A 12,622-nucleotide genomic window follows, 5' to 3' on the forward strand; every position below is an offset into this window, starting at 1 on the left:
CGCGCCAGGGAAGGGCGCTACAGGCGTGTTATTTTTAATGTGGCGTAATATCTCTATCGCCAGAATTTTGACGTCTGCAGATCGCTCAAAGCGGACATTGATGGTTTATGCACCCTATAAAACGCATTCACATGACAGCCTTTGATGAGTGTCTTGCCGGGTTCATTCCCTGGTGGCCTGGCACATCAATCAAGTTTGCCCGATAAAACGAAACCCACCTCGTTATTCAGGATCCCCCCGGGTTCATAAAGGTATTCCGTTTTATCGTGCTTAATAAAAATATAAAAGTTAAAGACATCTCAGCGCTTTTCGCTGATAGCAACGTACTTTTCTTTTCTTAAAACGCGTCGTTTAGCAAGTCATCATTCTGTATCAGGTTTCTTTAACAAAAGCAACACTAAAAGGACTCTCTGACGCGGGGAGTTCTTCTCTCTTTTATATGAATTACTTCACACTTTATGCCCCTGTTTGAGAACAGAACATGTTGACGTTATATTGAAAAGGTGTTTCAGCCCCTGGATTTACATCCAAATAATTGATTAAAAGGGATATTACTCAGAATTGGTGCTTTTTTTGTAATACAGCAAATAAGTTGCAAACCGCGCACAATAAATGATAAAAAATTCTCAAATGAGAATTAAAATTCATTTTGTCTAGTGAAATTGATAAGTCTGATCTTGTACCTATGATGCCAACCTACGCAGGAAGGGATAGATATGCCTTACGCTGAAAAAAAATCTGTGCTGTTAATTGCACCTGTAATGGACGCTTTATACGAAAAACTTACAACTGCTTATGATGTCTTTAAGTTATATGAAGAGTCCGATCCTGAAAGCTTTCTGAATGTAAAGGGACATCAGTTCACGGCTGTCATTACCCGTGGAGACACGGGTGTTAAAACAGAAATACTGGAAAAGCTTCATTCATTAGGGCTGATAGCGGTATTCGGCGTGGGCACAGATGCAATTGACCTGACCTATACGCGGCAACATGACATCGCCGTTACGATTACTTCTGGCATTTTAACCAGCGATGTCGCTGATATGGCTATGGGCCTGATGCTGAGTGGCGCACGTAAACTCTGTCAGGGAGATCGGTTCGTTCGCAGCAGAGACTGGGAAAGTGAAGCGCCGCCGCTGGGGAGCCAGGTGAGCGGCAAGCGCATCGGCATCGTGGGTATGGGAAACATAGGACGTGCTATTGCCAGACGCGCGCTCGCGTTCGATATGCGAATTAGCTATAACAGTCGGACAGAGAAGGAGGCACTACCTTATACCTGGCAGGCAGATTTGCTGAGCCTTGCGCGGGACAGTGATTTTCTGGTGATTGCTGCCTCAGGCGGCGCACATACAAAAAATCTCATCAATTCAGACGTTATTGCCGCTATGCCCGCACACGCCTGGCTGATAAATATTGCCCGAGGCTCAATGCTGGATGAGCCCGCATTAATTGATGCTTTGCAGAGTAATAAAATCGCCGGAGCAGCACTGGACGTATTTGCCAATGAACCTAACATCTCAGACGCATGGCTGGCGCTGGATAATGTCGTGCTACAACCGCATGTAGGGAGTGCGACGCATGAGACGCGTCAGAAAATGTGTGAAAGCGTTCTCGCCAATGTAGACGCTTTTTTTTCCGGGAAAACACTGCCAGGCCAACTAAAAGGGCTGTAATAAAGCACTCTGTAGATCAATATGTAAGGCATAAGCAAGCTGCGACGACTACCTACAGGATTTCAAAATGAGTGAACTTTTCAATATTACCCAAAAGAAAGTATTAATTACCGGCGCGTCACAGGGGATAGGCTTTATTCTGGCACGGGGTCTGGCTCAACATGGTGCAGAGGTCATCATTAACGGAACCAATGCTGAGCGAGCCGAAAAAGCCGCCAGCACGCTGCGTGAAGAGGGATTCACCGTTCATGTTGCCGTGTTTGACGTGGCGAATGCAGATGAAGTACAGGCCGGCATCAGCAAAATAGAGCACACACTGGGGCCGATAGATATCCTGATTAATAATGCCGGCATTCAGCGGCGTCATCTCTTTACTGAATTTCCTCTTGATGACTGGAACGATATCATGGCTGTCAATCAGACCGGCGTGTTCCTGGTTTCTCAGGCTGTCGCTCGTCGGATGACAGAGCGGGGAGCAGGGAAAATCATCAATATATGTTCTATGCAGAGCGAGCTGGGGCGCGACACCATCACGCCTTACGCGGCATCTAAGGGTGCGGTAAAAATGCTGACGCGCGGGATGTGCGTAGAGCTGGCCAGGCATAACATTCAGGTCAACGGCATCGCGCCTGGCTATTTTAGAACGCCGCTAACAGAACCTCTTGTGCAGGATAAAGCCTTTAGCGAATGGTTATGCAAGCGAACGCCAGCCGCGCGCTGGGGAAATCCTGAAGAGCTAATTGGCGCCGCGGTGTTTCTCTCATCCCGGGCATCTGATTTTATCAATGGTCATCTTATCTTTGTGGATGGTGGCATGCTGGCTGCTGTGTAACGAAAACCCGCTTTTCAGTCAGGGTTACGTGGCCTGACTGAATGCTGCAATGATCTCTTATCAAAGAAGCCGGCCCACGCTCTGCCGGCTCGTCCCTGTTCGATAATTATCATTCAGAACAGAAGCTGAATTTTTGCATAGCGCGATTTATCGGCTGCCATCTCAAAAGCCTGCGCGGCTTCATTAATGCCGACTTCTGCTGACAAAAGAGGAAGCGGATCTATTTTGCGACTTTCCAGCCAGTTAACTGCAATGTTGAACTCATCCACAAAGCGGAATGACCCTTTTAGCTGGATCTCTTTCACCAGCAGGCTTCCCAGGGGATAATCGACGCTGGCCGCTCCCATTCCTAGCTGAACTATCGTTCCGGCAGGGCGCACAAAGCTAACTGCTGACGAGATCGCCGCAGCCGCGCCTGATGCCTCGAAGCAGACATCAAAGTAGCCCCCTCCCTCGCGCCAGAGATGCGCCTGCTGCTCATCGCGCGGATCGATCGCCGCTGTGGCTCCCATAGCGAGCGCAAGATCCCGACAGCGTTCGCTGATATCGGTGGCGATAACCTCAGACGCGCCGGAAGCCAGCGCGGCCGCAATGACAAGACAGCCGATAGGCCCCGCGCCCGTCACCAGCACGCGTTTGCCGACCATTTCGCCCGCCTGACGTACCGCATGTATACAGACGGCCAGGGGTTCGGCGAATACCAACCGTTTGGGATCACCATCGGGATGACAAGGCACGCACTGCTGCGGATCGAGTGCTACGTACTGTGCAAATCCGCCATTTACATGCGGGAAGAATTGTGCGCTGCCCATAAAACGCATTGAGCGGCACAGATTCTGATGCCCCTCTTCGCAAAATTTACATCTTCTGCAGGGACGGGAAGGATTTACCGCGACGCGCTGGCCCGCTAACAGACCACTCGTGGCGGGTGCGTACTCGACTGTCCCGATCAGCTCGTGCCCAAGAACCATAGACGCCTTGAGAACAGACATGCCTGCGCGTCCGTGAAGGTAATAGTGAATGTCCGAACCGCAGATACCGCCGCGTTCGACTTTGATCAATACCTCTTCATCACGCCACTCCACCATGTGATTTTCACAGCGGACATCATGTGCTTTATGAACAGTGACCGCCTTAACTTCTTTTTGCTGCATATTACTTCCTCAGATTCAGATTCAGATTAATCCCAATAAAAATGAAATGCTCTTTTCAGGTGCACAAGTAAGGTGCATTGAAAATCTAACGACATTTTTTAAGCCTCAGGAATTAAGGGCTTTTGAATAACAATTAATTTTTTTCTCCACCCTGTTGCACTTTTATTGTGATGAAGATCTATTTAATTTACTTTGGCGCACTAATTTTGTGCTTTGCGTCAAAATTTAACATAAGAAAACGATATATTTAGAGGTCACGTTAAAGCGCTAAAGCCGCGCCACATTAATATCATTAAAAAATCCATATAATCATAGGCTTGAAAGGATTACACCTAAAAAGTAATTGGTATTTTTCTGAGCCCGGTAATTTTACTGGCAATTTATCCTGTAAAAAAAGTGTTGCAAATGTAATTTTTAAAATGATAAAAGATTCTCAGTTGATAATCAATTTTCATTTAAAGGATGCCCGATATGTCATTAGAAACTGCTGACGTGCGTATTTCATCACCCTGGGAGCGCCCGGAGAAAAAATGGCTTTCAGCCTTCGCTGAGTTCCCCGTTGCAAACATTGGCGACGCCATGGAAAGGTTAAATATGTGTGATGCAGGCATCACTCCAGTCACCAGCAATACGGCCTTTGTGGGTTTTGCTTTTCCCGTTCTGGTCACAGCGGGGGATAACGCGGCCGTCATCAAATCCCTTAATTACATTCAGCCCGGCGACGTCATGATGATTAATGGGCTTGGTCATATCGACCGTGCGCTGGTCGGCGAGCAGCTTACACAGCGATTTCAGCATGCAGGCGCGGTAGCACAGGTCATTGACGGAGCCATCCGCGATCGCAAAGTGATTGAATCTAGCGGCCTGCCGACCTTTTGTCGTGGCATAACGCCAGCTGGGCCTTTTAAAAACGGGCCTGGCGTCATTGGTGAGCCCGTCGCGATTGGCGGAGTGGTATGCAGAGCCGGAGATATCGTGGTAGGTGATGAGGATGGCGTCATTGTCATCCCTTTCTGGCGAGCGGAAGCGGTCCTCGCTGCGGTGCGAGAGGTTGCGCGTCGGGAAGCGGAAATGACGGCGGAAGTGACCGGTAAATATCAGTAGGGCGCTCCGCCAGGTCTGACCTGTAGCGATCCAAACTTAATCAACCACTTTTCAGGGCATAACAATGACGAAATCACATGCGGTTACAATGGATTATGCTTTGCCCAAGGATGGAACGACAAAAAATAACGTTGTACGCCGCGCGTCGCTTGCAGGCGGCGTGGGTTCGTTTGTTGAGTGGTACGACTACGGCATCTATGGTCTGCTCGTCAGCTCTCTGGTACTGGTTTTTTCAGCCAGCGACATGAGTACCACTGACGCTGGGCTGATGCTGACCTACGTAGGGTTTACCGTCAGTTTTTTCGTTCGCCCGTTTGGCGGCGTCATTTGTGGTTATCTGGGAGACAGGATAGGCCGTCAGAAACTACTGGCTATCTTGCTGCTGATGATATCTCTTGCGACTGCAGCCATTGGCTTGCTGCCGACCTATGCGAGTATCGGCTGGGCGGCACCCGCGTTGCTAATATTGCTTCGAATCGTTCAGGGCTTTTCCGCAGGCGGAGAAGTTTCAGGCGCAGGCTCCTTTGTGGCGGAGTATGCGGAGGATCATCGCCGTGCGGTTGTCATGTCCCCTCTGGTAATGGGATCCTTTATCGCCTTGCTTTTCGGTAGTTTATTGATCAGCGGTCTGATTAATGTTTTCGGCGCTAGCGCCATGAACAGCTGGGTATGGCGCGTACCGTTTCTGCTTGCTATCCCCATGGCGTTGATCGGCGTCTATATCCGCACCCGCATCGAAGATACGCCTCATTTTCAGATGGTCAAATCCAGCAAACGCGTGGTGCGCAATCCTCTCAAAGCAGTTCTGACGTCAAAACGCCATTTAAAGGCGATCGGTCTGGCCATTACGCTGCCAGCGGTCAATGGCCCCGGCTACTACATTCTTTTCGTCTATATGCCAACTTACCTCAATAAGGTGATGCACTTTCAGCAGATCCAGAGCCTGCTGGTTACCGCTTGCGGACTGCTGACGATCATCGGCGCCATTCCGTTGATGGCATGGCTGTCGGATCGCCTTGGGCGTAAACCTCTGCTGATGGCTTCGGCGATTGCCATGGCCGTGCTGGCATGGCCGTGTTTCTGGCTGCTTACCCTGGGCATGATGCCGCTGGCCTGCATGTCTGCCGTTCTGCTTGCCTTCGCCTTTGCAGGACATGCTGCCGTTATTCAGGCAACGCTGGCAGAAATGTTTCCCACTAACGTCCGCTACAGCGCCTATAGCATCGGTTTTAACCTCTCAACGGTCATTTTCGGCGGCTCCGCACCGTTACTGATGACATGGCTGATCGGGCTGACGGGCATGGCCAGTATTCCCAGCTATATGGTGATGTTGACGGCCCTCCTTACCCTAGGCAGCGCCTTTTATCTGAAAGAAACTGCAGGCAAACCGCTCTGTGACGAGTAACCGTAGCGGGATTTAAGCAAACTTTGAGGTCTCTATGAAAAACGCATCTCCCTGGCGGATAGGATTCGATATTGGCGGCACCTTTACCGATCTGGTGCTGTTAAATGACATGACGGGTGAAGCCATCCGCCATAAAACGCTCACCACACCCGAAGAACCGTCTGAAGGGGCCTACACCGGGCTGACGCAGCTGGTCGCACTGGCCGGTTTGAAAGCGAATGATATTCATACCATCACGCATGGCACGACTCTCGCAATTAATGCCCTGCTGGAAAGACGCGGCGCGAAAACCGCGCTGGTCGTGACGCGCGGCTTTCGCGATGTGCTGGTGCTTGGGCGCGAATACCGCTACGACATCTACGACCTAAACGGTGCGCCGGCACAGCCTTTACTGCCTCGTTCGCACGCCTATGAGATTGCCGAGCGCGTCACGGCCCGCGGTGACGTTGTGACGCCGCTCAATGAAGCGGATGTTTTTCAGCTGGCTGCAGAACTTCGCGAAAAGCAATATGAGGCCGTTGCGGTGCTTTGCATGCACGCCTATGCCTGGCCTGACCATGAAAACCAAATTGAAGCGATCCTGAGCCGTGAGCTGCCCGGCGTTTCCATTTCCGTATCCCATAAGGTGTCGCGTGAGATCCGTGAGTACGACCGCGGTGTTCTGACGGCAATGAATGCCTTTGTGCAACCCAAAGCCAGGCGTTATATGGCGCGGCTAGAGACCAAGTTGCGTGAAGGCGGCTTCACCTGCGACTGGCTGGTTATGGGCTCGAACGGTGGCTTGATGGCGCCGCAGGTGGCAGCAGACTATCCAACGCGCATCATCGAATCAGGTCCTGCGGGCGGTATCGTCGCAACGGCGGCGTTTGCGCGTAGAAACCAGACGCAACAGGTACTGGCGTTCGATATGGGCGGCACCACGGCCAAGGCCTGCGTGGTGCGTGATGGGGAACCCTCGATCACCACCGATTATGAGGTGGGACGTGCCGACCGATTGTTGAAGGGCAGCGGCTTACCGGTGAAGTTGCCGGTAGTGGACATGATTGAAATCGGCGCAGGGGGCGGCAGTATCGCACGCGTTGACTCACTTGGCCTGCTGGAAATCGGGCCGGAAAGCGCCAGCGCCTGGCCCGGACCTGCCTGTTATGGACGTGGTGGCACGCAACCCACGGTAACGGATGCCAACCTGGTGCTGGGCTTGCTGGATCCCGACGCTTTTCTCGGCGGTCGCATGCGTCTGGACGTCGAGGCGGCCCGCCAGGCGATCCGGCGGGTGGCAGAGCCGCTGGGGCTGAGCATTGAAGATGCGGCCTGGGGCATTCATGAGGTGGCTAACAGTAAAATGTCCGAAGCATTGCGCACACACTCGGTTGAAAAGAATGTCAGCCCGTCTCAAATGACGATGCTGGCCTTTGGCGGTGCCGGCCCCAGCCATGCCTGGTCGCTGGCAAAGCAGCTGAATGTGCAGCGGGTTTATTTTCCTAACGGCGCTGGCGTTTATTCCGCATTTGGCCTGCTGACGGCGCCGCCCAGCGCAGACTTTATACGCAGCGATCGCTGCCGTTTACTGCCCGGCTTTGATGCTGCGCGTATCAGCGCGTTGTTCGCGGAGGGTTTTGATGAAGCCTTTACCACGCTGGCGGCTGCCGGTGCGGAGCAAGAGAGCATCATAAAACAGAAATTAGCAGGCGTACGCTATATCGGCCAAGGGTCTGAGCTAACGGTCGCATTACCTGAGACGTTTTTGTCTGAGGGTGACGTACAGGCGCTAGTCGACGCGTTTGAAGCGGCTCATCTGGCTCGCTTTGGCCGCACCTTGCCTGGTCAGGGCGTTGAGGTGGTGAACTGGCGCGGTCGCTTGCAGACGCCTCCACCTAAGCTCAACACCACTGACCAACTTCGCAGCCTCGAACCTGACGCTTGTGAAAAAAGCCTTCAGGTCTATCTGGGCCGTGACCAGGGTTTTAGCGCATGCCGCGTGATCCCGCGCAGTTTGCTGGTCGCTGGCGAAGCGGTACAGGGGCCAGCGTTACTGCAGGAAAAAGAGTGTGCGATTTATGTCGGACCTGGTGCCTCCGCGCAGCTGGATCAACAAGGTAATATTTTGATGGAGCTGAACTAATGACTGTTGCAACCCCTGACAACCTGTGTTTCCTGAACGATCCTGTTAGCCTGCGTATCGTCTGGGATCGTCTGGTCAGCATTTCTGAAGAGGCAGCCGCCACGCTGGTCAATATGGCTTTCTCCAGTATCATTCGCGAAGTGGGCGACTATTCGTGTCTGCTGATGGACGCCAGCGGCAGCTCGCTTGCGCAGCCAAAAACCAGCGTCCCGGTATTTATCGGCACGCTGCCTGCAACGGTGCGTCATCTGCTGGCGAAGTTTCCAGCCGAGACGCTAAAACCAGGCGACAGCCTAATCACCAACGATCCGTGGTTAGGCACAGGTCATCTCAATGACGTTACGGTCGTGACGCCCGTCTTTCGTGACGGGACGCTGGTTGCTTTTACCGGCGCAGCGGCGCATATGTCTGATATTGGTGGTTCGTTAAACATGGGCTCCTCACGTGATATGTTTGAGGAGGGTTTCCTTATCCCGCCGAGCAAGCTGATGATTGAAGGTCAGATCAATCAGCAACTGCTGGATCTACTCCTTGCCAACGTACGTGCTCCCGATCAGGTTGCGGGCGATTTGCACGCGATGCTTGCTGCCAATCAGATTGGCGCTAACGGCCTGCTGGGTCTGATGAATGATCTGCAGCTGCAGTCCGTCACGCCGCTGGCGGAAAAAATCCACGCCCTGACTGAACATGCCATGCGCAAAGCCATCGATGCGGTGCCTGACGGACGCTACGAAGCGGCAGTCGATATCGGTGATTATGAAGGCGATATTCATTTACATGTCGCAGTTATCGTTGAAGGCAGCAATATCACTATTGATTATGCAGGCTCGTCAGCCGAGTCGCTGTTTGGCAGCAATTGCCCGATGTCTTTTACGTATGCCTATAGCGTTTATCCACTGAAGTGCCTGCTTGAACCGCACCTTCCCAATAATGAAGGCTGCTTCAGATCCATTACCGTCACCGCACCTGAAGGCTCTATCGCCAACGCCCGCCCGCCCTGTGCCGTGGAGATGCGCAACCGTGTGGGTCATATGGCGCACGCTGCGATTTTTACTGCGCTTTCCCACATCATGCCTGAGAGGGTGATGGGCCACTCCGGTAGTGCGCCCGTAACCTGTGACGTGTTTGCCGGACAGTTTGACGACGGACGTCGCTTTGTGGAGAGCTTATGCGTCAATGGCGGAACCGGCGCGCGTCCTTCTGCAGACGGTATTGTTACCGGCTTTCCGGGCAATATGTCGTCTACGCCCGTTGAGCTGATTGAGGCAGCCACCCCTCTGCTTTTCTTACAAAAAGCGATTGTGCCAGACTCGGGCGGCGCTGGTCGCTATCGAGGCGGCGTGGCGCAGAAAATGGTGATCCGCAACACCAGCAAACATCCCCTTTCCCACAGCATGTTTTATTCGCGGCAGAAGCACGCGGCCGAAGGCGTACTGGGCGCGTCGGCAGGCGCGCCGAACTATGTGGCGATCAATGGCGAGCCGCTGGTCAAACCCGTGGGCCGCCACGATGTCATGCCAGGCGATGAGATCACGATTCAGATGCCGGGCGGTGGGGGAAAAATGCCCGTCGCTGAACGCGATAAACAGGCCATCCTGTGGGATCTCCAGGAGGGCTACATTACCGAAGCCGGTGCGTTGCGCGACTACGGCGTGAAGATAGCGGAACTTAAAAGGGGCTAGGGCATGGATCAGTTAACAGGAAAAGTGGTGATGGTAACGGGTGCAGGAAGCGGCATCGGTAAAGCATCGGCGGCGGGATTTGTCACACGAGGTGCGCGCGTCATCTTAGTCGGTCGCCGTCAGTCCGTGCTGGACGACGTGGCTAAAACGCTGCGAAAAAATGGTGGCGAAGTATGGGCATGTGCAGTCGACATCAGTAAAAAGGAGGAGATCAGCACGCTCGTCGCCTGGGTAAATAAGGAGCTGGGCGGGGTTGATATTCTGGTGAACAATGCGGGCAGCGCCAGCAAGACGCTGAATGCGCGCTGGATTGAAGAAGAGGAGTGGGATGAGGTTCAGGACATCAATATGAAAGCTGTATTCCTGCTGACTCAGGCGCTGTTGCCAACCATGCTGGCTCGCAAAAACGGTACGATCATCACCGTCTCTTCACTGGCGGCGTTGCGGCCAAACTTGTTAGGCGGCGCCGCCTATGGCGCTGCTAAAGCCGCGGCCCGTAATTTTATGACCTATCTGCATAACACCTTTCGCAATGACGGGATCCGCGCGACCTGCATTCTTCCCGGGGAGGTGAATACGCCGATTATGGATAATCGAGCCAGCCCGCCCACACAAGCTATCCGCGATCGTATGGTGCAGCCAGAAGAGGTCGCCGAGGCCATTTTGCTCTGCGCAGGCCTGCCGCCGCGCACGGTGATTGAAGAGCTGATCGTGGCGCCGACTTTCCTGCGCGACGTCTCAGCGGATATCGAAGTAAGCCGCTGGAAAAACGCCCCTGCCGATTGCGCAACCGAGCATGAATCTCATCAAAAAGGTGAACTATGACTTCCAGACATTTTACATCATCCGAGGCTGTTCTGCGCGTTGAGCGGACCTCTATGCGGGTACAGCAGCCGGCTTCATCCGACGATATGATTTCACTGGCAATGGGCGAACCCGACTTCGATACGCCGCCGCGGATTATTCAGGCAGGAGTAGATGCGCTGCAGAATGGATTTACGCATTACGCGCCCTTGCTGGGTGATAAAGCCCTGTGCCAGGCGCTGGCGGATGAGGTTTCTGCACAAAGTGGAAATCCTGTCAAAACGGGCGAGGTACTGGTCACGCACGGTGGGACGGCAGGCCTGGCTGCGGCGATCCTTTCGATTGTCAATCCTGGCGATCGCGTGGTTATACCCGATCCGACCTATTCGTTGTATGCCGACCTGGTAAATATGGCTGGCGGTATTTGCGTGCCAGTGCCCTGCCGCAGCGATTTACACTGGGATTTTGAGCGGCTTGATAAGGCGCTTGAAGGAGCGAAACTGTTTGTTTTTTGTAACCCTGGCAACCCGACCGGCATTGTGCATAGCCGTGACGAGATTGAAGCGCTGGGCAAGCTGGTCAACCGTTACGATACACTGGTGATTGCGGATGAGGCTTACAGCGATCTGGTGTTCACTGACCGCCCATTTACCTCAGTTTTGCAGCTTCCTGCTTTTGCCGGACGCACGCTGTTCTGTCAGACGTTTTCTAAAAGTTATGCGATGACCGGCTGGCGCGTAGGTTATCTTGCTGGCCCAGCGGAGATGATCGGAGCTGCCGCTCGCGTACACAATACGCTCAATGGTTCGGTCAACAGCGCCGTGCAGCGTGCGGCGCTGGTGGCCCTTACCGAATGTAAGGATGACGTTAAACGTATGTATGATGTTTATCGGGAGCGCCGTCTGTTAATGATACAGGGGCTGGAAACCATTCCTGAGCTGACGCTGAACAAACCAGAGGGTGCTTTTTACTGTTTCCCGTCTTATTCTCTGCCCATTCCGGCCATAGATATGGTGGCCCTGTTACGTGAACAGGGGATTGCCGTGCGGCCTGGCAGTGAGTTTGGCGTAGCCGGAGAGGGCCACTTACGCCTTTCCTATGCGGCGAGCAGTGAGGCCATCAGCGAAGGGATACGCCGCCTGAAGCGTGGACTTGCCAGTTTAAAATAACGAAAGGTACCAGAGGACACTGAATCCACTATGACGGGAAAACAGATGCGCAGCGATACCGAAAGAAACCGCAAGAATCTTATTCAGGCTGCGGCCAGATTATTCGAGCGTTCAGAAAATCCGATAAGCATGACGGAAATTGCCGCTGAAGCCGGTGTTTCCGTGGCGACTGCCTATCGTCAGTTTACGTCGGTAGAAGATGTGCTGAATACCTATCGTCAGGATGTGGGGCAACTGTTGCTGGATTACAGCCAGAAGCAGAGTTGTAGCGGGCTACTGAAGCTGGAGAAGGTAAGCCGCTACTGGATAAAGCTGGTGCGGGAGCGCGGCGCGGCCATGGTGCCGATGCGTAACCGCCGCGGCTATCTGGAGCGTTTATGGGAAGGTGCAGAGTATCTTCTGGTTCAGGCCGATGCACTGCGCCCCGCCTTGCGAGAATCAATGGAAGAGATGGGCCTGCCGGATATTGGCGACAAAGCGGTATTTCTCTGGAATATTTTGTTCGACCCGCGTGAGATATTTGATCTGTTAAATACGGTCGGTCTGACTGAGAAACAGGTCGGTACCCAGCTTCTGTCCGTACTTGTCGGCGGGTTGCGCGGGTTTGCAATGGGGAATGAATTTTCCCTTGAATCGTACAAAGTAAAATAAACGCGGCCGCCTGAAGGTGGCCGCTT

The 12,622-nt window shown here is 53.2% G+C and carries 10 protein-coding genes; 9 read left to right on the forward strand and 1 reads right to left on the reverse strand.

Annotated features, from left to right (window positions below):
- Positions 1 to 716: 716 nt before the first annotated feature.
- Together ACR6A7_RS04660 and idnO are read left to right on the forward strand one after the other, a co-directional pair.
- Positions 717 to 1,673: a 2-hydroxyacid dehydrogenase gene (locus tag ACR6A7_RS04660; RefSeq protein ID WP_434123654.1), complete on the forward strand. Its 957-nt coding sequence runs from the start codon at positions 717 to 719 to the stop codon at positions 1,671 to 1,673.
- A gap of 67 nt (positions 1,674 to 1,740) precedes the next feature.
- Complete coding sequence (gene idnO / locus ACR6A7_RS04665) at positions 1,741 to 2,505, forward strand: gluconate 5-dehydrogenase (RefSeq protein ID WP_434123655.1); 765 nt, start codon at positions 1,741 to 1,743, stop codon at positions 2,503 to 2,505.
- A 113-nt stretch (positions 2,506 to 2,618) separates the two neighbouring features.
- Here the strand turns inward: idnO and idnD are convergent, their stop codons facing one another.
- The gene (gene idnD / locus ACR6A7_RS04670) at positions 2,619 to 3,659 is read right to left on the reverse strand and encodes an L-idonate 5-dehydrogenase (RefSeq protein WP_434123656.1); all 1,041 of its coding nucleotides are present in this window, start codon (positions 3,657 to 3,659) and stop codon (positions 2,619 to 2,621) included.
- Positions 3,660 to 4,130: 471 nt separating this feature from the next.
- Here idnD and ACR6A7_RS04675 point away from each other — a divergent pair, with 471 nt between their 5' ends.
- From ACR6A7_RS04675 to ACR6A7_RS04705, 7 genes are all read left to right on the forward strand, one after another.
- On the forward strand, positions 4,131 to 4,763 hold the full coding sequence (locus ACR6A7_RS04675; protein WP_434123657.1) for an RraA family protein: 633 nt from the start codon (positions 4,131 to 4,133) through the stop codon (positions 4,761 to 4,763).
- 64 nt (positions 4,764 to 4,827) lie between these two features.
- Complete coding sequence (locus ACR6A7_RS04680; RefSeq protein ID WP_434123658.1) at positions 4,828 to 6,168, forward strand: MFS transporter; 1,341 nt, start codon at positions 4,828 to 4,830, stop codon at positions 6,166 to 6,168.
- Between the two features lie 34 nt (positions 6,169 to 6,202).
- Entirely contained in the window at positions 6,203 to 8,290 is a 2,088-nt protein-coding gene (locus tag ACR6A7_RS04685) for a hydantoinase/oxoprolinase family protein (RefSeq protein ID WP_434123659.1), read from the forward strand.
- Entirely contained in the window at positions 8,290 to 9,972 is a 1,683-nt protein-coding gene (locus ACR6A7_RS04690; protein ID WP_434123661.1) for a hydantoinase B/oxoprolinase family protein, read from the forward strand. Before ACR6A7_RS04685 ends, ACR6A7_RS04690 begins: the two co-directional genes overlap by 1 nt.
- A 3-nt stretch (positions 9,973 to 9,975) precedes the next feature.
- Positions 9,976 to 10,797: an SDR family oxidoreductase gene (locus ACR6A7_RS04695; RefSeq protein WP_434123662.1), complete on the forward strand. Its 822-nt coding sequence runs from the start codon at positions 9,976 to 9,978 to the stop codon at positions 10,795 to 10,797.
- Positions 10,794 to 11,945, forward strand: a complete 1,152-nt coding sequence (locus tag ACR6A7_RS04700) for a pyridoxal phosphate-dependent aminotransferase (protein ID WP_434123663.1) — start codon at positions 10,794 to 10,796, stop codon at positions 11,943 to 11,945. Before ACR6A7_RS04695 ends, ACR6A7_RS04700 begins: the two co-directional genes overlap by 4 nt.
- A 45-nt stretch (positions 11,946 to 11,990) precedes the next feature.
- Complete coding sequence (locus ACR6A7_RS04705; protein WP_434123665.1) at positions 11,991 to 12,596, forward strand: TetR/AcrR family transcriptional regulator; 606 nt, start codon at positions 11,991 to 11,993, stop codon at positions 12,594 to 12,596.
- Positions 12,597 to 12,622: the final 26 nt, after the last annotated feature.

The organism is Pantoea phyllosphaerae, from assembly GCF_051025595.1.
Taxonomy (GTDB): Bacteria; Pseudomonadota; Gammaproteobacteria; order Enterobacterales; family Enterobacteriaceae; genus Pantoea.